The sequence below is a fragment of the Modestobacter sp. VKM Ac-2984 genome, assembly GCF_026967985.1.
In the GTDB taxonomy this organism is placed as follows: Bacteria; Actinomycetota; Actinomycetes; order Mycobacteriales; family Geodermatophilaceae; genus Modestobacter.
Genome location: NZ_JAPVBJ010000007.1, coordinates 216,892 through 242,581 on the forward strand (window position 1 = coordinate 216,892; position 25,690 = coordinate 242,581).

The window sequence follows — 25,690 nt, forward strand, 5'->3', positions numbered from 1 at the left end:
CACCGTCGTCCACACCCGGACGGGTCGTCCACAGATGCCCGCCGGGGGTGGGCCGAGGCCGGCCGGCCCGCTGGGCTGGGCAGGTGTCTGCTGCCTCGCGCGCCCTCGGTTCCGCGCCTCCCGTCCCCGCCCACCCACTGGTCCTGAGCACCGACCCCGACCTGCTCGACGACCTGCTCCGGCTGCTCGCCGCCGCCGGTGCGACCGCCGAGCTGGCCACCGGGGGAGGTGCGCTCCGCCGCGCCCACCGGGACGCGCCGCTGGTGCTCCTCGGCGCCGAGGTGCTGGGCAGCGCGCCGGTGCGGGCGCTGCCACGGCGCCCCGGAGTGCTGGTCGTCGCGACCGGTGAACCCGTGCCCGAGGTGTGGCCCGCGGCCGTCGAGCTCGGTGCCGAACGGGTGGTGGTGCTGCCCCGGGACGAGGCCTGGCTGGTGGAGCGGGTGGCCGCGGCGGTGCAGGCGCCCGCCCGGCCCGGGTGGCTGACCGTGGTCGGCGGCGCCTGCGGTGGTGCCGGGGCGAGCACCCTGGCGACGGCGCTCGCGGTGGCCGCGGGCGGTGCCGCCGACGGCGGGGTGCTGCTGGTGGACGGCGACGGCTGGGGTGCCGGGCTGGACCTGCTGCTCGGAGCCGAACGGGAGCCCGGTCTGCGCTGGCCCGAGCTGGTCGGGGTGAGCGGACGGGTGGCCGGCCCGGCGCTCGCCGCGGCGCTGCCCGAGGCCGCCGGGGTGGCCGTGCTGTCCGCCTCCCGGGAGGACCCGCAGGAGCTGCCGGCCGAGGCGCTGCTCGCCGTCTGCGCGGGTGCCCGGGCCAGTGGGTGCGGCGTCGTGCTGGACCTGCCCGTCCGCAGCCCCGCCGCCGAGGTGCTGCTCGCCGAGGCCGACCTCGGCATCCTGCTCGTCCCGGCCCGGCTGCGGGCGGGGGCTGCCGCCCGCGCCCTGCTGGAGGGCGACCCGCGGCCCTGGTCGGCGGCGCGCGTGGTCAGCCGGCCGGTCCCCGGTGGTCTCACCCGCGCCCAGGTGGCCGACGTGGTCGGCCGACCGGTCTTCGCCGAGCTCGCCGCCGACCGGTCGGCAGCGCCCCGCAGCGAGCGAGGGGAACCGCCGTCCGTGGCCGCCCGGTCCCCGCTCGGTGGGCTCAGCCGACTGATCCTCGCCGAGCTGGCCGGGCGGGCGGCGTGACCGCGGGGTCGGCGCCACCGCTGGTGGAGCGGGTGCGCGCCCGGCTCGCCACCGGCGTCGGCGCCCCCAGCCCGGCGGCCGTGGCGGCCCTGGTCCGGGAGGAGTCCGGTGGGCTGCTGGGCGACCGCGGGGTGCTCGACGCCGTCCGGGCCGCCACCGACGAACTCGCCGGGGCCGGCGTCCTGGAGCCGCTGCTGCGCACGCCCGGGGTCACCGACGTGCTGGTCAACGGGCCGGACGAGGTGTGGGTCGACCGCGGCGAGGGCCTGGAGCCGGTCGACGTGCGGTTCCCCGACGAGGCCGCCGTCCGCCGGCTCGCGGTGCGGCTGGCCGCCGCTGCCGGCCGCCGGCTCGACGACGCCGCGCCGTGGGTCGACGCCGGCCTGCCCGACGGCACCCGGCTGCACGCCGTCCTGCCGCCAGTGTCGGGCACGGGGACGTGCCTGTCCCTGCGGGTGCTGCGCCGGGCGGTGCTCTCCTTCGCCGACCTCTCCGCCCGGGGTGCCCTGCCCGGCGCCAGCGCCGACCTGCTCGCCGCCGCCCTCCGGGCGCGGCTGGCGTTCCTGGTCACCGGCGGCACGGGCACCGGGAAGACGACGGTGCTCTCCGCGCTGCTCGGGCTGGTCGACCCCGGGGAGCGCCTGGTGCTCTGCGAGGACGCACCGGAGCTGACCCCGCAGCACCCGCACGTCGTCCGGCTGCTCACCCGACCGCCCAACGTCGAGGCCGCCGGTGCGGTCACGCTGCGGGACCTGGTGCGGCAGGCCCTGCGGATGCGCCCGGACCGGCTGGTCGTCGGGGAGGTCCGCGGCGCCGAGGTGGTCGACCTGCTCGCCGCGCTGAACACCGGCCACGACGGCGGCTGCGGCACCGTGCACGTCAACCGGGCAGCGGACCTGCCGGCCCGGCTGGAGGCCCTCGGCGGTGCGGCCGGCCTGGGCCGGGCCGCGGTGCACAGCCAGGCAGCGGCCGCGCTCGCGCTCGTCGTGCACCTGCGGCGCAGCCCGGCGGGGCGGGGCGTGGCCGAGCTGGGCATCGTCCGGCGACAGGGGGAGCTGATCGAGGTGACCGCCGGGTGGCGGGCCGACGGCGGGCCCACCCCGGCGCGCGGGGAACTGGCCGACCTGCTCGGGGTGCGGGTGCCCGGATGAGCCCGGTGCTGCTGCTCCTGGGGGCCGCACTGCTGGCCTGGCCCTCCGGCGCCGCCGCCCGGTCACGTCGGCTCACGGCGCCGGGGCAGAACAGGGCGCGGCCAGACCTCCGCGCCCTGGCCGGGGGCCCCGGGGGGCCGTGGGCGTGCGCGCTGGCGAGCGGGGGAGCGGCGGTGCTGCTGTCCACCCCGGTCGTGGCCGCACTTGCGGCCGTCTGCGGTGCCGTCGCCGGCCGGGCCCTGCAGATGCGAGGCCGGACGGCCGCCGCTGACCGGCGGACCCGGGCCCTCGTGGAGGCCCTCGGCGTGCTGGCCGCGGAGGTGCGCGCCGGGCGGCCGCTCCGGGAGGCGGCCGAGGCCGCGGTCGGCGGTTGCCCGGACCCCGGCACCGCCCGGGCGCTCGAGCCGGTGCTGCGGCTGGCCGCGCCGCCGGCGGTGCCGGCCGACGACGAGTCGAGTCACGCCCTCGTGCGGATCGCGGCCGCGGTGCGGCTGAGCACCCGCACCGGGTGCTCACTGGCCGGCGTGGTCGCCGCCGTCGAGGACGACCTGCGGGCCCGGCTGCGGGCCGGGGAGGAGCTGCGCTCGGCGGTCGCCGGACCGCGGGCCAGCGCCACCGTGCTCGCCGGGCTGCCCCTGCTCGGCCTGCTGATGGGCAGCGGGGTGGGCGCCGATCCGTGGCGGGTGCTCACCACCACCGCCGCCGGGACGGCGCTGCTGGTGCTGGGCGTGGCCCTGGAACTGGCCGGGCTGACCTGGTCGGCCCGGCTGGTCCGGCGGGCGGTGGCACGGTGAGCGGGAGCGGGGTGGACGCTGCGCTGCCGGTGCTGGTCCTGGCCGGTGCGGTGCTGCTGTGGGCGCCGCCCGGGGCCGGCCGCCGGGATCGGGTGCGGTCCGTGCTGACCGCTCCCGGGGCGGCCGGCCGGTCCTGGCCGAGCCGCCGGACGACCGGCCCGCCGGGGACGGTGCGACGCCGGGTGGAGGCGGGCCTGGGTGGGCTGGCGGCCTTCCTGGTGCTCGGGGCCGGGCTGCCGGCCGCGCTCGTCGGACTGGGCCTGGCCGCCGGGCTGGACCGGCTGCTGCGGCGGTCCGGTGCGCCGCCGCCCGAGGCCGACTCCCTCGCCCGGGACCTGCCGGTGGCCTGCGACCTGCTTGCCGTCTGCCTGGCGGCCGGCACCCCGGTCGGCGCCGCCGTCGCGGCCGTCGGGGAGTCGGTCCCGGGGCCGCTCGGCGACCGGCTGGTCGAGGTGGGGGCGCTGTACCGGCTGGGCGCCGCCCCTCGCCGGGCCTGGGCCGGTGCGCCGCCGCCGGTCGACGCGCTGGCCCGCACGGTGGTGCGGGCCGGGGAGTCGGGGTCGGCCGTCGTCCCGGCCCTGCAGCGGCTGGCCGCCGACCTGCGCAGCGCCGGCCGCAGCCGGACCGAGGCCGCGGTGCAGCGGGCGGGGGTCTGGGTGCTGGCGCCGCTCGGGCTCTGCTTCCTGCCGGCGTTCCTGTGCCTGGGCGTCGTCCCGATGGTGCTGGGCATCGCCGGCGACGTCTTCGGCTGAGCAACGACCTCGGGGCTCGGTGCCGGTCGGTGTCCACAACCGCGGTCGATCTCCACAACCTGGCCGCGGTGGCCGGCGAGCGGCGCCGCCGGCAGCAGGCTCGGGTCGACGGACCGGCAGGCGGTCCGGCGGAGGAGGGGACATGGACCAGCAGTCGCAGGTCGAGGAGCGACCCGGCCGGCGGGCCGCACGGGCCCGGAGGTGGGCTGAGGCCCACGCGGCGGACGAGGCGGGGATGAGCACCGCGGAGTACGCCGTCGGCACGGTGGCCGCCTGCGCGTTCGCCGCCGTGCTCTACCAGGTGGTGACCGGTGGGTCGGTGGTCGCGGCGCTGGGCGAGCTCGTCCAGACCGCTCTCGCCACGCTCGCCTGAGTCGACGTGTCGACACCCGGCCGCGGCCGGCGGGCCGGTGCGGCCCGGGAGGCCGGGATGGTGACCGCGGAGACGGCCGTGGTGCTGCCCGTGCTCCTGCTGGTGCTGGCCGCTGCCGTGTCGGCGGTCGTCGTGGTCGGTGCCCAGCTGCGCTGCGTGGACGCCGCCCGGGAGGGGGCTCGGGCGGCGGCGCGCGGTGAGCCGGTGGCTGCGGTGCACGAGCTGGCGGCGCAGGCCGCCCCCGACGGGGCGACGACGGACCTGGAGGTGGGGGAGACGGTGCGCGTGACCGTCGCGGCGACGGTCGCACCGCTCGGGCCCCTGCCCTGGCGCGTCGAGGTCTCGGCGACGGCGACGGGCGTGCGCGAACCGGCAGCGGGCGGCTCGTCGTGACCGGCCGCCAGCCAGACGACGGTGAGCGCGGTTCCGCGACCGTGTGGACGGTCGCGCTGGCGGGACTGCTCGCCCTGGTCGGTGCGGCCACGCTCCTCGTCGGCACCGCCGTCGTGGCCCGGCACCGCGCCACCTCGGCGGCCGACCTCGCGGCCCTGGCCGCCGCCGGCCGGGCCGTGCTGGGCGACCCGGCGGCCTGTGCGGTCGCCGAGGAGGTCGCCGCGGCGAACAGCGCGACGCTCGACTCCTGTCAGGTCGGCGCGGGTGCCGTGGTCGAGCTGCACCTCCACGTCCCGGTCCGGCTGGGCCCCCTCGGCGTCCTCGACGCCCCGGCCCGGGCCCGCGCCGGCCCGGCCCCGCCGGGGACCGGGTCAGAAGACGAGGTCGTCGGGGTCGGCACCGGCCGCGTCGGCCTCGGTGGCGGGGTCGGCCTCCGTCGCGGCCGGGGCGCTGGCGCCGAAGAGGCCGGGCCGCGGCGCCGGCCGCCGGGTCACCTCCGTCTCCTCGGCCGTCAGCTCCGGGGCGTGCGCGAGTTCGTCGAGGACGACGTCGAGCACCCGCACCGCGCCGGCCTTGTCCAGCGGGTCGTTGCCGTTGCCGCACTTGGGCGACTGCACGCACGACGGGCAGCCGGACTCGCACTCGCAGCTGGCCACCGTCGCCCGGGTCGCCTGCAGCCAGTCCCGGAGCACCGCGTACCCGCGCTCGGCGAAGCCGGCGCCACCCGGGTGGCCGTCGTAGACCACGATCGTGGCCGCACCGGTGTCCGGGTGCAGGGCGGTGGAGACCCCGCCGAGGTCCCAGCGGTCGCAGGTGGCCAGCAGCGGCAGCAGCCCGATCGCGGCGTGCTCGGCGGCGTGCAGCGAGCCGGGGAGGGCGGCGTCGTCGACGTCGGCGCGGTCGATCGCCCGCTCGTCCAGCGTCAGCCACACCGCCCGGGTGCGCAGCTGGCGGGGCGGCAGGTCCAGCGGGAACTCGGCGAGCACCTCGCCGGTGCCCAGCCGCCGCCGCTGGTAGGCGACGACCTGGTTGGTGACGTCCACGACGCCGGTGTGCGCGGTGACGGCGCCCAGCGGGCGGGTGCGGTCGGTGGAGACGATCGACAGGTCGACGGTGTCGCGGGCCACCGTCGTCCACTCCGGGCTCTCCGGGTGCACCACGGCGCAGGCGTCCTCGACGTCGAGCTCGTCGACCACGTAGGTCTCGCCGCGGTGCACGTAGAGCGCGCCGGTGTGCACGGTCGCGTGCGAGGCGTCGCCGTCGACGGTGCCCAGCAGCCGGCCGGTCGCGCCCTCGACGATCGACACCGGGGCGGCGCCGCTGCCGCGGATGTCCACGTCCGGCCGGCCCCGTCCGGCCCAGTACCAGCCGGTGGGGCGGGTGCGCAGCAGCCCCTCGGCGACCAGCTCCCCGACCTGAGCCTCGGCCACCTCGCCGCCGAAGTCGGCCAGGTCGGCGTGGGTCAGGGGCAGCTCGGCGGCGGCGCAGCACAACTGCGGCCCCAGGACGTAGGGGTTGGCCGGGTCGGTGACGGTCGCCTCGACGGGCCGCCCGAACACCGCGCGCGGGTGGTGCGCCAGGTAGTGGTCCAGCGGGTCGTCCCGGGCGACGAACACGACGAGCGACTCGCGCTGGGCCCGCCCGGCTCGCCCGGCCTGCTGCCACATCGAGGCCAGGGTGCCCGGGTAGCCGGCGAGCACGACGGCATCGAGCCCGGCGATGTCGATCCCGAGCTCCAGGGCGTTCGTGGTCGCCACGCCCAGCAGGTCGCCGGTCGACAGGGACCGTTCCAGCTCCCGCCGCTCCTCGGGCAGGTAGCCCCCGCGGTAGGAGTCGACCCGGGAGACCAGGTCCGCCCGGCCGCGGGACCGCAGGATCGCGCGCGCCTGCTCGGCGACGGACTCCGCGCCGCGGCGGGAGCGCACGAACGCCAGCGTGCGGGCGTTCTGCTCGACCAGGTCGGCCAGCAGCCCGGCGGCGTCCGCCGCGGCCGAGCGGCGCAGCGGCGCACCGTGCTCGCCGGTCCGCTCGGTCAGCGGCGGCTCCCACAGCGCGAAGGTCGCGCCCGGACGCGGCGAGCCGTCCTCGGTCACCGCCGTCACCGGGGCACCGACCAGCCGGCCGGCGGCCAGCGCGGGGTCCGCCACGGTCGCCGACGCCAGGACGAACACCGGGTCGGCGCCGTAGCGGCGGCAGATCCGCCGCAGCCGGCGCAGCACGTGCCCGACGTGCGAGCCGAACACGCCTCGATAGGCGTGGCACTCGTCCACGACCACGTAGGCCACCCGGCGCAGCGTGCTCGACCACTTCTGGTGGGCCGGGAGCACCCCCCGGTGCAGCATGTCGGGGTTGGTCACGATCCAGCGCGAGTGCCGCCGCACCCACTCGCGCTCCTCCATGGGGGTGTCGCCGTCGTAGGCCGCCGGCCGCACCGAGGGGTCGGCGAGCGCAGCGACGGAGGCCAGCTGGTCCCGGGCGAGGGCCTTGGTGGGGGCGAGGTAGAGCACGCAGGCGCGGGGGTCGTCGGCGAGCGCGGTCAGCGCGGGCAGCTGGTAGGCCAGGGACTTCCCCGACGCCGTCCCGGTGGCGACGACGACGTGGCTGCCGGCCCGGGCCAGCTCGGCCGCCTCGACCTGGTGGCTGAACGGCGCCGGCACCCCGCGCTCGGCCAGCCGGTCGCGCAGCGGCGCCCCGACCCAGTCCGGCCACTCCGCCAGCCGGCTGGGGCGGGCCGGCAGCCGGTGGACGTGGGTCACGGGGTCGTCGTCGGCGTCCGTGCCCGACAGCAGGGCCTCGAGCAGCTCGGTGCCCGGCAGCGAGCCACCGGTCAGGTCGGGCACCGGCTCCGGCGGCACGTCCGCGGATCGCCGGACGGAGCGCAGGGACGTCACCACCCCACTGTCACACCGGCGCGCAAGCCGCTGCCCGGGCCGGCGGGCCGAATGATGCTGAGTGTGAACGGGATCACATCAAACCCTGGCGGCGGGCCCACCTCCTGCGGCACAGTGCGTCCCACGCCGGGCCCTCCCGAGCGAGAGCCCGGGGGCGGCTGGCCGGTGCGCGCCCCGCCTCGCCTCGGAGGAACACATGCCCGACACCGACCTGTCCGGAGGACACCTCGCCCTGGTGGCGATCGCGCTCCTCATCTCCCTCTCCGCCCTCGGCTTCGCCGCCTGGCTGGTCCGTGCGGTCCTGGCCGCAGATCAGGGCACGGCGTCGATGCAGGAGATCGCGAAGGCGATCCAGGAGGGCGCCGGGGCCTACCTGAGACGGCAGTACCGGACGCTCGCGGTGTTCGCCGTCATCGTCTTCGGGTTGCTGCTCCTGCTCCCGGTGGCCGAGGGAGGGCTGGGCACCCGGCTGGGCCGCGCGGCCTTCTTCCTCGTCGGTGCCGGGTTCTCCGCCGCGGTCGGGTTCATCGGGATGACCCTGGCCACCCGCGGCAACGTCCGGGTGGCGGCCGCCGCGGCCGCCGGCGGGCACCGGCCGGCCTTCCGCATCGCGTTCCGCACCGGCGGCGTCTGCGGGATGATCACCGTCGGCCTGGGGCTGTTCGGGGCCTCGCTGGCCCTGCTGCTCTTCCAGGAGACCGCCCCGATCGTGCTGGAGGGCTTCGGCTTCGGCGGGGCGCTGCTGGCGATGTTCATGCGCGTCGGTGGCGGCATCTTCACCAAGGCCGCCGACGTCGGCGCCGACCTCGTCGGCAAGGTCGAGGCCGGCATCCCGGAGGACGACCCGCGCAACGCCGCGACGATCGCGGACAACGTCGGCGACAACGTCGGCGACTGCGCCGGCATGGCCGCGGACCTCTTCGAGTCCTACGCGGTGACGCTGGTGGCCGCGCTGATCCTCGGCCAGATCTTCTTCGGGCCTGTGGGGATGGTGTTCCCGCTGGTGGTGGCTGCGATCGGGGTGATCGCCTCCGTGGTCGGGATCCTGGCGAGCAACCCCAGCAGCAACGACCGGAACTGGATGGCCCCGATCAACCGCGGCTTCTTCCTCTCCGCCGCCGTCTCCCTGGTGCTGGTCGCGGTGGCGGCGTTCACCATCCTGCCGACGATCTCCGACGGTCTGGACATCGCGGTCAGCCCGCAGGTGCTCGGTTTCCTCTCCGTGCTCATCGGCATCGTGCTGGCCGCCGCGATCCAGCAGCTCACCGGCTACTTCACCGAGACCTCCCGCCGGCCCGTCCGTGACGTGACCCGCAGCTCGCTCACCGGCCCGGCCACGGTGATCCTCTCCGGCATCTCCCTGGGCCTGGAGTCGGCCGTCTACGCGGCCCTGCTCATCGGCACCGCCGTCTACGGCGCCTTCCTCATCGGCGGCGCCGCGGCGCTCTACGCGGTCGCGCTGGCCGGCTGCGGGCTGCTCACCACCGCCGGGGTGATCGTTTCGATGGACACCTTCGGCCCGGTGAGCGACAACGCGCAGGGCATCGCGGAGATGTCCGGGGACATCGACGCCGAGGGCGCCCAGGTGCTCACCGACCTGGACGCGGTCGGCAACACCACCAAGGCGATCACCAAGGGCATCGCGATCGCCACCGCCGTGCTGGCGGCCACCGCCCTGTTCGGCTCCTACAACGCCAGCCTCATCGTGGCGCTGGACGAAGCCGGGTCCGGCCTCGGGAACGCACTCACCCTGGTCTCCCCGAACAACGTCGTCGGCGCCGTCGTCGGCGCCGCCGTCGTCTTCCTCTTCTCCGGGCTGGCGATCAACGCGGTGTCCCGTGCCGCCGGCCGGGTCGTGTTCGAGGTGCGCGAGCAGTTCCGCACGCACCCCGGGATCATGGACTACAGCGAGCGCCCCGACTACAGCCGCGTGGTCGACATCTGCACCCGGGACTCGCTGCGGGAACTGACCACCCCCGGCCTGCTCGCCGTCCTGGCGCCGGTCGCGGTCGGCTTCGGACTCGGGTTCGGCCCGCTGGCCGCCTACCTGGTCGGTGCGATCGCCACCGGCACCCTCATGGCGGTGTTCCTGGCCAACTCCGGCGGCGCCTGGGACAACGCCAAGAAGATGGTCGAGGACGGCGCGCACGGCGGGAAGGGCAGCCCGGCGCACGAGGCGACCATCATCGGCGACACCGTCGGCGACCCGTTCAAGGACACCGCCGGTCCGGCCATCAACCCGTTGCTGAAGGTGATGAACCTGGTCGCGCTGCTGATCGCCCCGGCCGTCGTCGGGCTGTCCGTGGGTGAGGACGCCAACACCGCGGCTCGGCTGGCGATCGCGATCGGCGCGACCCTGGTGATCGTGGTGGCCGTCGTGGTCAGCAAGCGGCGGTCCAGCGTCGTGGGCGGCGAGACCGACACCCCGGCCGAGGCGCTCGCCGAGAAGGCGTTCTGACCGGGTTGTGGAGAGCGGCACCGGGTGTGGACGACGCACCCCGGGAGGTGCGCCGAGCTCCCTAGCGTCCCTCCCGCCGGTCCCGTCCGGGGCCGTGGTCCGCCGCCGGGAGGCACGTGTGTCCGATCTGATCGACGTCCACCTCGACGCTCTCGGGGCACTGCTCGGTGAGCTGACCGCGCTCGGCGCAGAGCTCGGGGAGGAGGCGCGGCTGTGCGCCCCGGCGGAGCGGGCGCTGGGGACCGCGCTGGAGGGGGAGGTGGCGGAGTCGGCGGCTGCGACCGGGGCGGCGTGGACCGACCTGGTCACCACGCTGGCCGCACGCACCCTGGCCGTCGCCGCCACGCTGGCGACCGCGCTGGAGTCCTACCGGGCCGTCGACGTCGGCCTGGCCGGGCAGCTCGGTGGCGACGGCGGCGGTGCCGGCGGTGGCCGGGTCCGGGTGCCGCGGTGACGACGACGGCAGTCGTCGCCGGCTGGGACGTCCCGCAGCTGCGGGGAGCGGTGGTCACCCTCGGGGTGCTGACCGACCGGCTGGTGCCCTGGCGGAGCCGGCTGGACGAGCTGGGCCGTCAGCTCGGGGCCGCCGGGTCCTGGTCCGGTCCGGCCGGCACGGCGGCCGCTGCGGCGCTCGTCGAGCTCTCCACGATCACCTCCGGCGTCGGCGGGGCGCTGGCCGCCTCGCTGGCCGACCTGACCGGGCTGTCCGCCGCGGCGGACGAGGCGCAGGAGCTGGCCGCCGAGGCCCTCGCGGTCGCCGCGGCCGGCGGGTTCGCGCTGGACGGCGCCGGCCGGGCGGTCGGGGTCCCCGCCCCACCCCACCCGGCCATGGCACCGGACCAGCTGGCCGACGTGGAGGCCGCCCGGAGCGCCGCGGTGCTCGCCGAGGCCAGAGCCGAGGGGGCTCGTGTCGCGGCAGCTCGGGCGGGAGCGTGCGCCCGAGCCGCCGAGGAGCCGCTGCTCCGGCTCGGTGCGGTCGACGTCCCGGTGCCGGACCGCTTCGCCGACCTGGTGGACCGGTTGCCGCCGGCCCCGGCGCCGCAGGTCCCGGCCACCGCCGGCCCGCGGGGCGCCGCGGCCTGGTGGGCCGGTCTGACGGCGGCCGGGCAGCTGCAGGCGATCGACGGGCAGCCGAGGGCGGTCGGGGCCCTGGACGGTCTGCCCGCCTGGGCCCGCGACCGGGCGAACCGGGCCAACCTGGCCGCGGCGCTGCGGCACCTCCCGCCGGGGTCGGTCGGCCACGACACCGCCGGTGTGGTGCAGCGCACCCTGACCGAGCTGGTGGCCGCCGGCTCCGTGGCGCAGCTGCTGCAGTTCGACCCGGCGACCGGCCTGGTGGCCCTGTCCGTCGGCGACCTGGACACCGCTGCCGCCGTGGGTGTCCTGGTGCCTGGGGTCGAGACCACGGTCGTCGACGACCTGGCCGGGCTGGTCGGTGACGCCCGGGACGTCGCGGCGGCCGCTGCGGTGGCTGCCCCGGGGCTGGCCGTGGCCACGGTCGCCTGGCTGGGCTACCGGACACCCCGGTGGTTCACCTCGGTCTCCGAGCACGCCTCCCAGCGCGGGGGGCGCGACCTGGACCGTGCGCTGGACGGGCTGGCCGCCAGTCGTGCTGCCCGGGCCGCCGGGCCGGCGCCGCGGACGACCGTGCTGGCGCACAGCTACGGGACCGTCGTCACCGGGGAGGCCGCGCGAGCACCGGGCCTCCTGGCCACGGACGCCGTCGTCCTGCTGGGCAGCCCCGGCACGGGCACGGGGACGGCGGAGGGGCTGGAGGCGGCGGAGGTCTACGGCGCCTGGTCGGCGGCCGACCCGATCGCCTGGTCCGGCTGGTACGGAGCCGGCCCGTTCGACACGAGGTTCGGCGACGTCCCCCTGCCGACCGAGCCGACCCAGTGGCACACCCAGTACTACGACCGGGACCGCCCGACCCTGGCCGCCGTCGGCGCGGTCGTGGCCGGCCCGTGGGCGCCGCGATGACCTGCGGTCCGGTGCCGGGAACAGTGAGCGACGTCATCCGTTGGAGGTGGACCAGCCGGGGCGTCCCGGTTCACCGCTGGGCCTCCCGGTCCGGTGGTGGCCTACCGTGGCCTCGCCGAACGGGTACAGCCCGCTCTGCCCCGTGCGCCACCGGGTCCTCCCCGGCGATTGCACCAGCACCCTCGACAGGAGCACCGTGCCGCCCACCAAGACCACGAAGTCAGCCACCAGCACCGGCGACCGCGCGCCGCGCAAGCGTGCCGTCGCGGCCGGAGGCAAGCCCCTGGTCATCGTGGAGTCGCCGACCAAGGCGAACAAGATCGCGGGGTACCTCGGCAGTGACTACGTCGTCGAGGCCAGCGTCGGGCACATCCGTGACCTGCCGCGCAACGCCGCCGACGTGCCCGCCGCGCACAAGGGCGAGTCCTGGGCCCGGCTCGGTGTCGACGTCGACCACGGCTTCGCCCCGCTCTACGTGGTCAGCCCGGACCGGCGGCAGCAGGTGACCCGGTTGAAGCAGTTGGTCAAGGAAGCCAGCGAGATCTACCTCGCCACCGATGAGGACCGCGAGGGCGAGGCCATCGCCTGGCACCTGATCGACACGCTCAAGCCGACCGTGCCCATCCGCCGGATGGTGTTCCACGAGATCACCCGCGAGGCGATCGCCCGCGCCGTGGCGAACCCGCGGGAGCTGGACACCGCGCTGGTCGACGCCCAGGAGACCCGCCGCATCCTCGACCGGCTCTACGGCTACGAGGTCTCCCCGGTGCTGTGGAAGAAGGTGCTCCCCAAGCTGTCGGCCGGCCGGGTGCAGTCGGTCGCCACCCGCATCGTCGTGGAGCGCGAGCGGGCCCGGATGCGGTTCACCGCCGCGGACTACTGGAGCCTCGACGGCGTCTTCGAGGTCGCCGAGCAGCGCACCGCGACCGACGCGGGGGAGCCGACGACCCTGCGGGCCCGGCTGGTGACCGTGGACGACAGCCGGGTCGCCACCGGCCGTGACTTCGACGCCGACACCGGCACCGTGACCAGCGACGTCGTCCACCTGGACGAGGCCGGTGCCCGCGGCCTGGCGGCACGCCTGGAGGGCCGGCCGGTCTCGGTCAGCCGGGTCGACGAGCGGGACTACACCCGCAAGCCCTACGCCCCCTTCATCACCTCCAGCCTGCAGATGGAGGCCGGCCGGAAGCTCGGCTGGTCCTCCGCCCAGGTCATGCGGGTGGCCCAGCGGCTGTACGAGAACGGCCACATCACCTACATGCGGACCGACTCGACCAACCTGTCGAACGAGGCGATCACCGCCGCCCGCCGGCAGGCCGCCGAGCTGTACGGCGACGCCTACGTGCCGGCGGAGCCGCGCCGGTACGACAAGAAGGCCAAGGGCGCCCAGGAGGCGCACGAGGCGATCCGCCCGGCGGGTGACTCCTTCCGCACCCCCGGGCAGCTGGCCGGCCAGCTCGCCCGCGACGAGTTCCGGCTCTACGAGCTGATCTGGCAGCGCACCATCGCCTCCCAGATGGCCAACGCCGTCGGCAAGACGCTGAGCATCCGGCTCGTCGGCAGCTCCAGCACCGGCGAGGTCGTGGAGTTCACAGCCTCCGGGCGGACCATCACCTTCCCGGGCTTCCTGCGGGCCTACGTCGAGGGCAAGGACGAGGGCTCGGGCAACGACGACGCCGAGGCCGACGACAGCGAGCGCCGGCTGCCCCGGGTGGAGCAGGGGCAGCGGCTGGACACCCGTGAGCTGGACCCCAAGGGGCACACCACCAGCCCGCCGGCGCGCTACACCGAGCCGAGCCTCACCGCCCGGCTCCAGGAGCTGGAGATCGGCCGGCCCTCGACGTACGCGTCGATCATGCAGACGATCCAGGACCGCGGGTACGTCTGGAAGAAGGGCTCGGCGCTCGTGCCGTCCTTCGTCGCCTTCGCCGTGGTGAACCTGCTCGAACAGCACTTCGCCCAGCTGGTCGACTACGACTTCACCGCGTCGCTGGAACGCGAGCTCGACGAGATCGCCGCCGGGCAGCTGGGCCGGGTCGACTGGCTCACCGAGTTCTACTTCGGTGGCGAGGGCCGGCACGCCGGTGGCATCGGTGCGTCCGGTGGGCTGAAGTCCGTCGTCGGCCAGCGGCTGGAGGAGATCGACGCACGCGGCGTCAACTCCATCCCGTTGCGGGCGCTGGCGCCCGGCGGTGAGCCGGTGGTCGTGCGGGTCGGCCGGTACGGCCCCTACCTGCAGGCCGGCGGTGAGGACGGCGCGCGGGTGAGCCTCCCCGAGGACGTCGCGCCCGACGAGCTGACGACCGAGCGGGTCACCGAGCTGCTCAACGCCCCCTCCTCGGACCGGGAGCTGGGCACCGACCCGGAGTCCGGCTTCCCGGTGGCGGTGAAGGCGGGCCGCTACGGCCCCTACGTCACCACGGTCGTGCCCGAGGGCAGCAAGGAGGCCTCGCGGACCGCCAGCCTGTTCAAGACGATGACGCCGGAGACGGTCACCCTGGAGCAGGCGCTGCAGCTGCTCACCCTGCCGCGCACCATCGGCAAGGACGCCGAGGGCGCGGAGATCCAGGCGCTCAACGGCCGGTACGGGCCCTACATCAAGAAGGGCACCGACTCGCGCTCGCTGGAGAGCGAGGACGCGCTCTTCACGATCACCCTCGACGAGGCGCTGGCGATCTTCGCGCAGCCCAAGCAGCGGGGCCGGGCCGCGGCCAAGGCGCCGCTCAAGGAGCTGGGTGCGGACCCGGTCAGCCAGGGGCAGGTCACCGTGCGCGAGGGCCGCTTCGGCCCCTACGTCACCGACGGGGAGGTCAACGCCAGCCTGCGCAAGGGCGACGAGGTCGAGACGATCACCCTGGAGCGGGCGGCCGAGCTGCTCGCCGACCGCCGTGAGCGTGCGCCGGTGAAGAAGAAGGCGGCCAAGAAGACCGCTGCCAAGAAGGCACCGGCGAAGAAGGCCACCGCCAAGAAGGCCACCGCGAAGAAGACGACGGCGAAGAAGACGGCCGCCGAGCCAGCGCAGGCGGCCACGGAGGTCGAGGAGCGGGTCCCGGCCGGCAGCTGACGTACCGCCGGGCGGACGGGTCGGAGGGGCGGGTGGAGGGCTGGGAAGAGCGGCGGACGTCGTTCGGTGCGGTCGCGGCCGACTACGCCGCCCTCCGGCCCACCTACCCGCCCGACGTGGTCGGGTTCCTGCTCGGCGACGCCCCGCGCCGGGTGCTGGACCTGGGGGCCGGGACCGGCCTGCTCACCGACCGTCTGGTGGCCGCCGGGCACGAGGTGGTCGCCGTCGACCTGTCCGGGGAGATGCTGGCGCAGCTGCGTGAGCGGCTGCCCCGGGTGCGGGTGGCCACCGGGGGAGCGGAGTCGGTCCCGTTGCCCGACGCCCACGTGGACGCGGTCGTCGCCGGGCAGGCCGCGCACTGGTTCGACGTCGTCCCCGCGACCGCCGAACTGCGCCGGGTGCTCCGGCCGGGTGGGGTGGTCGGCCTGGTCTGGAACACCCGGGACGAGCGGGTGCGGTGGGTGCGCGCCCTCGGTGAGCTGCTCGCCGACGAGGCCCGAGACCACGAGGCCGACCAGACGGTGGTGGCCCGGTTCGCTGCCGAGCTGCCCGCCGAGGTGGCGGTGGCCGACTCCGCCGTCGCGCAGCGGGTGACCCCCGAGCAGGTCGTCGCCGGCATCGGCACCCGCAGCTACGTGGCGATGATGGACGATGCCCGGCGGGCGGAGTTCCTCGGTCAGGTGCGGGAGCTGCTGGCCACCCACCCCGACACCCGGGGAGCCGCGCAGCTCGAGCTGCCGTACACCACCCGGGCGTACCGACTCACCCCCCGCTGATTTCGGCCGCCGGCCCGGTCGGGCGCCTGGCCCGGAGGAGTGGAAATCGACCGGACTCGTCGGTCCCGACCGGTACGGTGACCGAGCCGAGGCCACGACACGGCCACGTCCCGCGGCGCTCCGGTGCCGCCACACCCCGGGGGTCTTCGATCAGCTCCGACCCGACGGACCGCCCGTCCCCGGGCGGCTCGTCCGCTGCGACGCCGGCGGCCGACGGGAGCCGCACGCCGTCCGGCGCCGCGCCCGGCTCGGGTGGCATCGATGACGGCGGTCCCGGAAGGGCACCGGCTGCAGTGCCCCCGGACGGGCTCCCGGCGGCCGGCGCACCCACCCCGGACAGCGCCGGCCTGCCGCTGCTCGAGCCGCAGGACGACGCGCCGGGTGACGACCGGTCCGGTGCGGACGACGAGGAGCACCTCGGCGCCGGAGCGGTCGGTCAGGTCGCGAAGATCCGCGCGGTGCTACGGGTGCGCGACTTCCGCAAGCTGTGGCTGTCCATGTCGCTGTCCAGCTTCGGCGACTGGCTCGGGCTGCTGGCGATCACCGCGACCGCCACCACGCTGGTCGACGGCTACATGGCCAGCAACCTGGCCCTCAGCGGCGTCCTGCTCTTCCGGCTGCTGCCGGCGCTGGTGCTCGGGCCGCTGGCCGGGGTCTTCGCCGACCGGTTCGACCGACGCAAGACGATGGTGCTCACCGACCTCTTCCGGTTCGGCCTCTTCGCCTCCATCCCGCTGGTCGACAACCTGATCTGGCTGTTCATCGCGCAGTTCCTCATCGAGGTGGTCAGCCTCTTCTGGACCCCGGCCAAGGACGCCGCCGTCCCGAACATGCTCCGCAAGGACCAGTTGGAGCCGGCCAACCAGCTGTCCCTGATCACCACCTACGGGATCACCCCGGTGCTCGCCGGTGGCGTCTACGCGGTGCTCAACACCTCCGGGGGCCGGCTGAGCCAGCTGCTCCCCGGGCTCGACCAGATCGCCCTCGCGCTCTACCTGAACGCGCTGACCTTCCTGGTCGCGGCCGTCGTCATCTGGAACCTGCCCTCGATCAGCGGTCGCCGGGCCGCCCGGCCCGAGGCGCCGCAGGAGAGCTTCCTCGGCTCGCTCAAGGCGGGCTTCTCCTTCGCCGGGCACACCCGTCTGGTCCGCGGGCTGATCCTCGGGATCACCGGGGCCTTCGCCGCTGCCGGCGCGATCATCGCGACCGGGCAGTTCTACGTGAACGACCTCGGTGGGGGGCAGGCGGCCTACGGGCTGCTGTTCGGGGCGGTCTTCGTCGGCCTCGGCCTGGGCATCGGCCTGGGCCCCAGCATCGCCCACGACCTGGCCCGCGAGCGCATCTTCGGGGTGGCCATCGTCGGCGCCGGGGTCGCCGTGCTGTTCATGTCGTGGATCGCCACGTTGTGGGTGGCGCTGCTGCTGGTCGTGCTGATGGGCTTCTTCGCCGGCATCGCCTACCTGGCCGGCTTCACCCTGCTCGGCACGGAGGTCGACGACGCGATCCGCGGCCGCACGTTCGCCATCGTCCAGTCCCTCGTCCGCGCCTCGCTCATCCTCTCCCTCGCGACGGTGCCGATCGGCGTGGGCGTGATCGGCCAGAACCAGGTCGACGTCGGCGTCCTGACGCTGGCGGTCACCGGGGAGCGGGTCATGCTGTTCGTCGCCGGCCTGCTGGCCGTCGGCGTCGGCGTGGTCGCCTACCGGCAGATGGACGACGGCCGCCCGGTGCCGCTGCTGGCCGACGTCGTCACCGCGCTGCGCCGGGACACCACCGCGCGGCGACGGCTGGCCGGAGGCGGGGTGTTCATCGCCTTCGAGGGCGGCGAGGGGGCGGGCAAGTCGACGCAGGTGCGCCGCCTGCAGGAGTGGCTGACCGGGGAGGGGCTGGTCGCCCGGACCACCCGCGAACCGGGCGGGACGGCGCTGGGCGGGAAGGTCCGGACGCTGCTGCTGGACCCGGCCAGCGCCGGGCTGTCGCCGCGGGCCGAGGCGCTCATGTACGCCGCCGACCGCGCGCAGCACGTGCACGACGTCCTCCGTCCGGCACTGGACGCCGGAGAGGTGGTGATCACCGACCGGTTCGTGGACAGCTCGCTGGCCTACCAGGGCGCCGGCCGCACGATCCCGATGGACGACGTCCGCTCGATCTCCCGCTGGGCCACCCAGGGGCTGCGTCCGGACCTCACCCTGCTCCTGGACCTGCCGCCCGAGGTCGGCCTGGCCCGGGCCCGGGGGCGGGCCGCGGCAGACCGGCTGGAGTCGGAGTCGCTGGACTTCCACCAGCGGGTCCGCCGGACGTTCCTCGCCCTGGCCGAGGCCGAGCCCGACCGCTACCTGGTGCTCGACGCCCGCCGGTCGCCGGAGGAGATCGCCGCCGCCATCCGCACTCGGGTGAGCGTGCTGCTGGAGGGCCTGCCGCTGCAGCAGCTCCCGGCCGACGTGTCGGTGCCGCACAGCCGCCGCGGCAGCGACCACGTCCAGACGGGGCCGACGCCTCAGTTGCACCCATGAGCCAGAGTGGAGCCGTGACGACGGCGACCGCCCTGCCCGCCCCTGGCGTGTGGGCCGACGTGGTGGGGCAGCCGGCCGTGGTGGCCGAGCTGCAGGCCGCGGTGGCCCAGCCGGCGGCGATGACGCACGCCTGGCTGTTCACCGGGCCGCCCGGCTCCGGCCGGTCGGTGGCCGCCCGCGCCTTCGCTGCCGCGCTGCAGTGCCCGGCCGGTGGGGACGGCACCTGCCACGCCTGCCGGACCGTGCTGGCCGGCAGCCACGCCGACGTGCACCGGGTGGTGCCCGAGGGGCTGTCCATCGGGGTCGCCGAGGTGCGGCAGATCGTCCGCACCGCGGGCCGCGCGCCCTCGCAGGGGCGCTGGCAGATCGTGGTCGTCGAGGACGCCGACCGGATGACCGAGCAGGCCTCCAACACGGTGCTCAAGATGCTGGAGGAGCCGCCGCCGCGGACGGTCTTCCTGCTCTGCGCGCCCTCGCTGCACCCCGACGACGTGCCGGTCACCATCCGCTCCCGCTGCCGGGTGGTGGCCCTGCGCACCCCGCGGATCGAGGCGGTCACCGAGGTGCTGGTCCGCCGGGACGGCATCGACCCGGCGCTGGCCGCCTGGTCCGCGGCGGCCGCCGGCGGGCACGTCGGCCGGGCCCGGCACCTCGCCCGGGACGAGTCGGCCCGGCTGGCCCGCAAGGCGGTGCTGGACATCCCGCTGTCGCTGGTCTCGCTGGCGGCCTGCCTGCACGCCGCCGACGACCTGGTCGGGACGGCCAAGGACGAGTCGGACAAGACCGTCGCCGAGGTCGACGCGGTCGAGACCGACGCCGTCAAGGCCAGCCTGGGTGTGGGCGCGCGCGGGCCGGGGGTCGCCGCCGCCAGTCGCGGGGCCGGTCAGCTCAAGGAGCTGGAGACGCGGCAGAAGCGGCGGGCCACCCGGATCGGCCGGGACTCCCTGGACCGGGCGCTGGTCGACCTGGCGGCGCTCTACCGGGACGCGCTGGTGATCAGCTCGATGGGCGGCCCGGCCGGGGAGCTGACGCTGCCGCTCGCCCACCCCGACCGTCGGGCGGACGCCGTCGAGCTGGCCCGCCGGATCGGCGCCGAGGGCGCGCTGCGCCGGATCGACGCCGTGTTGGCCGCGCGCACCGCACTGGAGCAGAACGTGAAGCCGCAGATCGCCGTGGAGGCGCTGACGGTCGCCCTGCGGCTGCCGGCCTGAGCCGCTTCCTCGAGCGCGTCGCCACACCGCGGGGGCGTCGCAGGACGGGCGCGGCGGTGCCGTAAGCTCACTCGCGCAGTCCGCCGCCTTAGCTCAGTCGGTAGAGCATCTCACTCGTAATGAGAAGGTCGTCGGTTCGATTCCGACAGGCGGCTCTCCTTCCTCCGTCTCCCCGCCTCGGTCGGCGCACGTGTCGTGCGCCGCTGCGGGACACCACCGTCACCCGCCGTCCGGCGGATGTGGAACGGCGGCGCACCCGGGTGGGTGCGCCGCCGTCTGGTCGGTGCGTGTTCGGCGAGGTCCGCCGCTGGGGTCAGTGCTGCCGGGGGGTGTCGATGGCGCGCTGCCGGGAGGCCTCGATCTCGGCCTCGGCCTCGGCGCGCCCGACCCACTCGGCGCCCTCGACCGACTTGCCCGGCTCGAGGTCCTTGTAGGTCTCGAAGAAGTGCTGGATCTCCAGCCGGTCGAACTCCGAGACGTCGTTGATGTCCTGCAGGTGGGCCATCCGGGGGTCGGTCGCCGGGACGGTGAGGACCTTGTCGTCCCCGCCGGCCTCGTCGGTCATCCGGAACATGCCGATGGCCCGGCAGGTGATGAGGCACCCGGGGAACGTCGGCTCCTCGAGCAGGACCAGGGCATCGAGTGGGTCACCGTCCATTCCGAGCGTCTCCTCGATGTACCCGTAGTCGGCGGGGTACCGGGTCGAGGTGAACAGCATCCGGTCCAGGCGGATGCGTCCGGTGGCGTGGTCCAGCTCGTACTTGTTCCGCTGGCCCTTGGGGATCTCTACCGTCACGTCGAACTGCACGCCGATAGTGTGGCGTACGACCATCCGTCCCGTCGGCGGAGGTCACTCCAGGGGGTGGGGGAGATCTCGTCGAGTCCGGGTCCGGAGCAGCCGGGGGTGCCTGAGGGCAGCCCCGAGGTGTCGCCCTCGGCGGCTGACGGCGGCGACGGGACGACGCCCGATCCGTCCGCCCTGGCCGACGCAGCGCCCGCCCCGCGCACCCCGGACGACCCCGCAGGTGTGGCCGCGGGATCCACGGGGCCGGTGGGGGAGCCGAGCGCGGAACCGGCCGAGCAGGAACACCAGGAGGCCACGGCCCCGGTCGAGCAGGCCGCCGAGCCGTCGGCGCCGGAGGGGGTCATCGAGGAGCCGCTCCCGGAGACGACCGGCGGGGCAGCCGAGGCGCGCCGCGCCGCCGCGGAGCAGGCAGCCGCCGACCTGGCTGCGGTGAAGAGGTGGGCGGCCGAGCGGGCTGCCGCCGAACGGGCAGCGGCCGAGGAGGCCGAGCGGGCTGCGGCCGCCCAGGCCGAGCTCGACGAGGCCGACGTCGAGCGTGCCCGGGCCGAGCAGGCTGCCGCCGACCTCGCCGCGGTCCGGGAGTGGGCGGCCCAGCAGGCCGCCGCGGCGCGGGCCGCCGAGGAACAGGCGGCCGCCGAACGGGCCGCGGCCGATCAGGCAGAGGCGGCCCGCGTCGAGGCCGAGCGCGCGGCGGTCGCGCGGGCGGAGGCCGACCGCGTGGCGACCGAGCAGGTCGAGGCGGACCGACTGGCGACAGAACGAGCGGCCGCGGACGAGGCCGACGGGCAGCGGGCCGCCGCCGCCGCGGCGATGGCCGCCGAGCGCGCAGCCATCGAGCAGGAGACGGCCGAGCGGGCCGCGACCGCGCGCGCCGCCGCCGAACGTGCCGCGGCCGAGGATGCCGAAGCCGAGCGCAGGGCGGTGGCCGAACGGACTGCGGCAGCCGAGCGCGCAGCAGCCGACCGCGCGGCAGCCGAACGCGCCGACCGGGCACGGGCGCAGGCCGAGCGGGTGGCGAGTCGCCAGGCGGTCGCGGAACACGCTGCCCCTGCCCCTGCCCCTGCCCCTGCCCCTGCCCCTGCCCCTGCCGCGGCGAGTGCGACCGCGGCCACCTCCGGCTCGCGGCGGGCGGGCTCCAGCACCGGGGGCGGCGGCCGGCGGACGAAGGTCCTGGTCGCCGCCGTCCTCGCCCTCGTCCTGGTCGCGGCCGGGGTGGTGCTGGCCCTGGACCTGACCGGCGGCGACTCCGCCGTGGCCGTGGACGCCGAGCAGGTGCCCGACGCCGTCCTGCCCGACCTCACGGAGCCCGGCCCGGTGCTCACCCCGCTCTCCGCCGAGGCGCCGGTGCCCGACCCGGCGGCGCTCGCGGCCGTGCTGAACCCGTTGCTCGCCTCCCCGGCGTTCGGCAGCGGCCTGTCCGCGCAGGTCGTCGACGTGGCCACCGGGCAGGTGCTCTTCGAGCAGGACGCGGCCGACCCCGGCACGCCGGCCTCCACCGCGAAGCTGCTCACCGCCCTCGCCGCGCTCACCACCCTGGAGCCCGCCGGCACCCTGACCACGACCGTGGTGGCCGGCAGCGCCCCGGGGGAGGTCGTCCTGGTCGGCGGGGGCGACCCGACCCTGTCGACGACCGCACCGTCGGTCGACTACCCGGGCGCGGCCACCGTCGCCGACCTGGCCGCCCAGGTCCAGCAGGCGCTCGGTGGTCAGCCGGTGACCAGCGTCGTCGTCGACAACTCGTTGTTCAGCGGCCCGCTCACCGCCCAGGGCTGGGGTGCTGATGACGCACCCTCGACCTACGCCGCCCCGGTGACCGCCACCGCCGTCGACGGCGCCCGGCAGGTCCCCGGCCGCACCCCCCGCAGTGGGTCGCCGGGCACCGACGCCGGTGCCGCCCTGGCCGCGGCGCTGGGCGCCCCGGACGCAGCCGTCAGTCTGGGTGCCGCACCGGCCGGCGCACGCACGCTGGGCAGCGTCGAGTCAGCGCCGGTCGCCCGGCTGGTCGAGCAGTCGCTCACCGCGTCGGACAACCTGCTGGCCGAGTCGCTGGCCCGGCACGTGGCCATCGCCCGGGGGCTGCCGGCCACCTTCGAGGGGGCCGCGCAGGCGATCGGTGCCGCGCTGACCGACGCCGGGCTGGACACCACCGGGCTGGCCCTGTCCGACGCCAGCGGCCTGTCCCGCGACGACCGGGTGCCCGCCCAGCTCCTGGTCGACGTCGTCCAGGTCGCCGCCGACGGCAGCGTCCCCGACGCCGACGTGCTGCTCTCCGGCCTCCCGGTCGCCGGGTACGACGGCACCCTGATCGACCGGGCCGCCGACGGCCCGGGCAGCCCCGGCGCGGTGCGGGCCAAGACCGGCACGCTGCTGGGCGTCAACGACCTGGCGGGCACGGTGCAGACCGCCGACGGCCGGCTGCTGGCCTTCGCCGTCCTGGCCGACGGCGCCACCGGGAGCCTGGAGGCGACCGAGACCGCGCTGGACGTCGTGGCGGCCGCGCTGGCCGGCTGCGGCTGCCGCTGACGGCGGCCGGCCGCAGGGTGCCGCCGGGTACGGTGAGGCGATGAGCCGCTCCTCGTCCCTGGTCGACTGGGACCTCGCCGGCCGCACCGCCCGTCGCCTGGTCGGGGCCGGCCCGGAGACCTCCCGGGAGGAGGCCGCGGCCGTCGTCGCGGAGCTGCACCGCGCGGCCGCGACCGCCGTCGCGCACGTCGAGGCGCTCACCGGGCTGCGCCCCGTCCCCGGCGGCCCGGAGCCCACCGTGGCGGTCGTCGACCGGCCCGGCTGGATCGACTCGAACACCACGGGCATGGCCGCCCTGCTCGACCCGCTGGCCGACGGGCTGCAGGCGGCGTCGGGCTCGACGCCGGGGCCGCTGGCCACCGCGATCGGCTCCCGGGCGACCGGAGTGCAGGCCGGTGGCGTGCTGGCCTTCCTCTGCACCCGCGTGCTGGGCCAGTACGAGGTCTTCGGCAGCGGCGGCCGCCTGCTGCTGGTGGCGCCCAACATCGTCGAGACCGAGCGCCGGCTCGGCGTCGACCCCACGGACTTCCGGCTGTGGGTCTGTCTGCACGAGGTCACCCACCAGCTGCAGTTCACCGCCGTGCCGTGGCTCCGCGGCCACCTGGAGGCGCAGATCGCGTCCTTCGCCGAGGCGACGGACCTGACCCCGGACGTGCTGCGCGAGCGGCTCACCGACGTGCTGCGCAGCCTCACCGACGTCGTCCGCGGCCCCGGTGCAGACGACGACGCGCCGCAGGGGCTGATGGCGCTCATCCGGGACCCCGAGCAGCGCGCCGTGCTGGACCGGGTCACCGCGGTGATGAGCCTGCTCGAGGGGCACGCCGAGTACGTGATGGACGGCGTCGGGCCGGACGTCGTCCCGTCCGTGCGCACCCTGCGCAAGCGCTTCGCCCAGCGCCGCAAGGGCCGCGGCCCCATCGACCGGGTGCTCCGCCGCCTGCTCGGCCTGGAGCAGAAGATGCAGCAGTACGCCGATGGCCGGGTGTTCGTGGCCGGGGTCGTCGAGCTGGTCGGCATGGACGGGTTCAACCAGGTCTGGGCCGGCCCGGAGAACCTGCCGTACAAGGACGAGCTGACCGAGCCCGCGCGCTGGGTGAAGCGGGTGCTGGAGACCCGGCCGGCCTTCCCGGCCTGAGCCGGCGCGCCCCGACACCCCCGATGGTCGGACCCGACCCCGCCGTCGCGGCGCTGCGCAGCGCGGTGCGCCCGGGGCTGCGGGCGGGCACGGGCCCGGTGCTCGCCGCCTGCAGCGGGGGAGCGGACTCCGTGGCGCTGGCCGCCGCGCTGGCCTTCGAGGCGCCCCGCGCCGGCCGCCCGGTCGGCGGGGTCACCGTGGACCACGGGCTGCAGCCAGGGTCGGCCGAGCAGGCCGACCGCACCGCCGGCCTGCTCCGCGCCCTCGGGCTCTCCCCGGTGCTGGTGCTGCGGGTCGACGTCGGTGCCGAGGGCGGGCCCGAGGGCGCGGCCCGGGCGGCCCGCGCGGCGGCGCTGGCCGGGGCGGCGGACGAGCACGGGGCGGCGGTCGCGCTGGGCCACACCCTGGACGACCAGGCCGAGACCGTCCTGCTCGGGCTGGCCCGCGGCTCCGGACCGCGCTCGGTCGCCGGCATGGTCGAGCACCGCCTGCCGTTCTGGCGCCCGCTGCTCGACGTCCGGCGGGCGACCACCCGGGCCGCCTGCGCGGCGCAGCAGCTGCCGGTGTGGGACGACCCCTGGAACAGCGACCCCGCCTACACCCGCGTCCGCCTGCGCGCCGAGGTGCTGCCGCTGCTGGAGGAGGTGCTCGGCGGGGGTGTCGCGGCTGCCCTCGGCCGGACCGCGGCGATGGTGCGGGAGGACCTGGACACCCTGGACGCGCTGGCCGAGGTCGAGCTGGCGGCGCTGGCCGGCCCGGACGGCGACCTGCCCGCCGCCCCGCTGGCCGAGCTGCCCCCGGCCCTGCGACGCCGGGTGCTGCGCGGCTGGCTCCGTCGCGCCCGGGTGCCCGACCTGCAGGGCGTGCACCTGTCGGCGGTCGACGCGCTCCTCACCCGGTGGAGGGGTCAGGGGCGGGTGGACCTCCCCGGTGGTGCGGGAGTGCTCCGTGCGTCTGGCAGGCTGACCGTGCAGCCCGGCGGTCCCCCCGGTCGCGGGACCGGTCCGCGCCCGGCTGCACCAGATGTCGTCCCCCCAGAGGAGCCCAGACCGTCGTGAGCGAGCCCGCCATCCCCGCAGCCGGCCCGTTGGGCCCGGACCACGGCTACGGCCCGGACATCGACCACGTGCTGCTGTCCGAGGAGCAGATCCAGGGCAAGATCGCGGAGCTGGCCGCGCAGATCGCCCACGACTACGCCGGCCGCGAGGTGCTGCTGGTCGGCGTCCTCAAGGGCGCGGTGCTGTTCATGTCCGACTTCGCCCGGGCGCTGCAGCTGCCGACCCAGATGGAGTTCATGGCGGTCTCCTCCTACGGCAGCGCCACCAGCTCCTCCGGCGTGGTGCGGATCCTGAAGGACCTGGACCGAGACATCGCCGACAAGCACGTGCTGGTGCTCGAGGACATCATCGACTCCGGGCTCACCCTGTCCTGGCTGCTGAAGAACCTGGGCAGCCGGCGACCGGCGTCCCTGGAGGTCTGCACGCTGCTGCGCAAGCCGGACGCGGTGAAGGTCGACGTCCCGGTGCGCTACATCGGCTTCGACATCCCGAACGAGTTCGTCGTCGGCTACGGGCTGGACTACGCCGAGCGGTACCGCGACCTGCCCTACATCGCCACGCTCAAGCCCGAGGTCTACTCGAGCTGACGGCGGGCCCGCTGCCCCCACCGCACGCGGCCCCGCGGCGGGGCCCGG

19 protein-coding genes, 1 tRNA gene and 1 pseudogene are annotated in these 25,690 nt (G+C 76.3%); 19 read left to right on the top strand and 2 right to left on the bottom strand.

Annotated features, from left to right (window positions below; genetic code table 11):
* The first annotated feature begins 83 nt into the window (after nucleotides 1–83).
* The 7 genes and pseudogenes from ssd to O2W16_RS21710 all read left to right on the top strand — a co-directional run.
* Complete coding sequence (ssd, locus tag O2W16_RS15715; protein ID WP_269159751.1) at nucleotides 84–1,178, top strand: septum site-determining protein Ssd; 1,095 nt, start codon at nucleotides 84–86, stop codon at nucleotides 1,176–1,178.
* The gene (locus O2W16_RS15720) at nucleotides 1,175–2,329 is read left to right on the top strand and encodes a TadA family conjugal transfer-associated ATPase (protein WP_269159752.1); all 1,155 of its coding nucleotides are present in this window, start codon (nucleotides 1,175–1,177) and stop codon (nucleotides 2,327–2,329) included. The genes ssd and O2W16_RS15720 overlap by 4 nt, the downstream gene beginning before the upstream one ends.
* Nucleotides 2,326–3,123, top strand: a complete 798-nt coding sequence (locus O2W16_RS15725; protein WP_269159753.1) for a type II secretion system F family protein — start codon at nucleotides 2,326–2,328, stop codon at nucleotides 3,121–3,123. Before O2W16_RS15720 ends, O2W16_RS15725 begins: the two co-directional genes overlap by 4 nt.
* Nucleotides 3,120–3,875, top strand: a complete 756-nt coding sequence (locus O2W16_RS15730) for a type II secretion system F family protein (RefSeq protein WP_269159754.1) — start codon at nucleotides 3,120–3,122, stop codon at nucleotides 3,873–3,875. The genes O2W16_RS15725 and O2W16_RS15730 overlap by 4 nt, the downstream gene beginning before the upstream one ends.
* A 142-nt stretch (nucleotides 3,876–4,017) precedes the next feature.
* Entirely contained in the window at nucleotides 4,018–4,248 is a 231-nt protein-coding gene (locus tag O2W16_RS15735) for a DUF4244 domain-containing protein (protein WP_269159755.1), read from the top strand.
* 6 nt (nucleotides 4,249–4,254) lie between these two features.
* Nucleotides 4,255–4,641: a TadE family type IV pilus minor pilin gene (locus tag O2W16_RS15740; RefSeq protein ID WP_269159756.1), complete on the top strand. Its 387-nt coding sequence runs from the start codon at nucleotides 4,255–4,257 to the stop codon at nucleotides 4,639–4,641.
* Nucleotides 4,638–4,982: pseudogene (locus tag O2W16_RS21710) on the top strand (Rv3654c family TadE-like protein); the annotation flags it as partial. The gene O2W16_RS15740 and the pseudogene O2W16_RS21710, both read left to right, overlap by 4 nt.
* Before the next feature lie 30 nt (nucleotides 4,983–5,012).
* Here the strand turns inward: O2W16_RS21710 and O2W16_RS15745 are convergent.
* Nucleotides 5,013–7,532, bottom strand: a complete 2,520-nt coding sequence (locus O2W16_RS15745) for a DEAD/DEAH box helicase (RefSeq protein WP_269159757.1) — start codon at nucleotides 7,530–7,532, stop codon at nucleotides 5,013–5,015.
* A gap of 196 nt (nucleotides 7,533–7,728) precedes the next feature.
* On the opposite strand from O2W16_RS15745, the gene O2W16_RS15750 reads away from it, so the two are divergent.
* The 8 genes from O2W16_RS15750 (at nucleotide 7,729) to O2W16_RS15785 (ending at nucleotide 19,689) form a co-directional block, all read left to right on the top strand.
* Nucleotides 7,729–9,990, top strand: coding sequence for a sodium-translocating pyrophosphatase (locus tag O2W16_RS15750; protein WP_269159758.1), 2,262 nt, complete (start codon nucleotides 7,729–7,731; stop codon nucleotides 9,988–9,990).
* A gap of 118 nt (nucleotides 9,991–10,108) precedes the next feature.
* A complete protein-coding gene (locus tag O2W16_RS15755; protein WP_269159759.1) occupies nucleotides 10,109–10,444 on the top strand; it encodes a hypothetical protein in 336 nt (111 codons plus the stop codon).
* On the top strand, nucleotides 10,441–11,970 hold the full coding sequence (locus O2W16_RS15760) for an alpha/beta hydrolase (protein WP_269159760.1): 1,530 nt from the start codon (nucleotides 10,441–10,443) through the stop codon (nucleotides 11,968–11,970). The genes O2W16_RS15755 and O2W16_RS15760 overlap by 4 nt, the downstream gene beginning before the upstream one ends.
* Nucleotides 11,971–12,166: 196 nt before the next feature.
* A complete protein-coding gene (gene topA / locus O2W16_RS15765) occupies nucleotides 12,167–15,034 on the top strand; it encodes a type I DNA topoisomerase (RefSeq protein ID WP_269159761.1) in 2,868 nt (955 codons plus the stop codon).
* 32 nt (nucleotides 15,035–15,066) lie between these two features.
* Entirely contained in the window at nucleotides 15,067–15,810 is a 744-nt protein-coding gene (locus O2W16_RS15770) for a class I SAM-dependent methyltransferase (RefSeq protein ID WP_269159762.1), read from the top strand.
* A 293-nt stretch (nucleotides 15,811–16,103) separates the two neighbouring features.
* Nucleotides 16,104–18,323, top strand: coding sequence for a dTMP kinase (gene tmk, locus O2W16_RS15775; RefSeq protein WP_269159763.1), 2,220 nt, complete (start codon nucleotides 16,104–16,106; stop codon nucleotides 18,321–18,323).
* A gap of 14 nt (nucleotides 18,324–18,337) precedes the next feature.
* Nucleotides 18,338–19,534 carry a DNA polymerase III subunit delta' gene (locus O2W16_RS15780; protein ID WP_269159764.1) on the top strand — a complete coding sequence of 399 codons (1,197 nt, stop codon included), beginning with the start codon at nucleotides 18,338–18,340 and terminating at the stop codon, nucleotides 19,532–19,534.
* Nucleotides 19,535–19,616: 82 nt separating this feature from the next.
* Nucleotides 19,617–19,689, top strand: a tRNA-Thr gene (locus O2W16_RS15785).
* Nucleotides 19,690–19,847: 158 nt separating this feature from the next.
* Here the strand turns inward: O2W16_RS15785 and O2W16_RS15790 are convergent.
* Nucleotides 19,848–20,342, bottom strand: a complete 495-nt coding sequence (locus tag O2W16_RS15790; protein ID WP_036334013.1) for an inorganic diphosphatase — start codon at nucleotides 20,340–20,342, stop codon at nucleotides 19,848–19,850.
* Nucleotides 20,343–20,438: 96 nt separating this feature from the next.
* Between O2W16_RS15790 and dacB the strand changes: the two genes are divergently transcribed.
* From dacB to hpt, 4 genes are read left to right on the top strand one after another with little or no spacing between them, the layout of a single operon-like run.
* Complete coding sequence (gene dacB / locus O2W16_RS15795; RefSeq protein WP_269159765.1) at nucleotides 20,439–22,862, top strand: D-alanyl-D-alanine carboxypeptidase/D-alanyl-D-alanine endopeptidase; 2,424 nt, start codon at nucleotides 20,439–20,441, stop codon at nucleotides 22,860–22,862.
* 40 nt (nucleotides 22,863–22,902) lie between these two features.
* The gene (locus O2W16_RS15800; RefSeq protein WP_269159766.1) at nucleotides 22,903–23,997 is read left to right on the top strand and encodes a zinc-dependent metalloprotease; all 1,095 of its coding nucleotides are present in this window, start codon (nucleotides 22,903–22,905) and stop codon (nucleotides 23,995–23,997) included.
* A gap of 23 nt (nucleotides 23,998–24,020) precedes the next feature.
* Nucleotides 24,021–25,055 (top strand): tRNA lysidine(34) synthetase TilS, encoded by a 1,035-nt coding sequence (gene tilS / locus O2W16_RS15805; RefSeq protein ID WP_269159767.1) that lies wholly within the window; start codon nucleotides 24,021–24,023, stop codon nucleotides 25,053–25,055.
* Entirely contained in the window at nucleotides 25,052–25,642 is a 591-nt protein-coding gene (gene hpt / locus O2W16_RS15810) for a hypoxanthine phosphoribosyltransferase (protein ID WP_331253759.1), read from the top strand. Before tilS ends, hpt begins: the two co-directional genes overlap by 4 nt.
* Nucleotides 25,643–25,690: the final 48 nt, after the last annotated feature.

Coding starts and splice junctions, on each gene's coding strand:
- O2W16_RS15800 (WP_269159766.1), top strand. CDS start 22,903: ATGAGCCGCTCCTCGTCCCTGGTCGACTGGGACCTCGCCGGCCGCACC.
- O2W16_RS15735 (WP_269159755.1), top strand. CDS start 4,018: ATGGACCAGCAGTCGCAGGTCGAGGAGCGACCCGGCCGGCGGGCCGCA.
- O2W16_RS15750 (WP_269159758.1), top strand. CDS start 7,729: ATGCCCGACACCGACCTGTCCGGAGGACACCTCGCCCTGGTGGCGATC.
- O2W16_RS15725 (WP_269159753.1), top strand. CDS start 2,326: ATGAGCCCGGTGCTGCTGCTCCTGGGGGCCGCACTGCTGGCCTGGCCC.
- tilS (WP_269159767.1), top strand. CDS start 24,021: ATGGTCGGACCCGACCCCGCCGTCGCGGCGCTGCGCAGCGCGGTGCGC.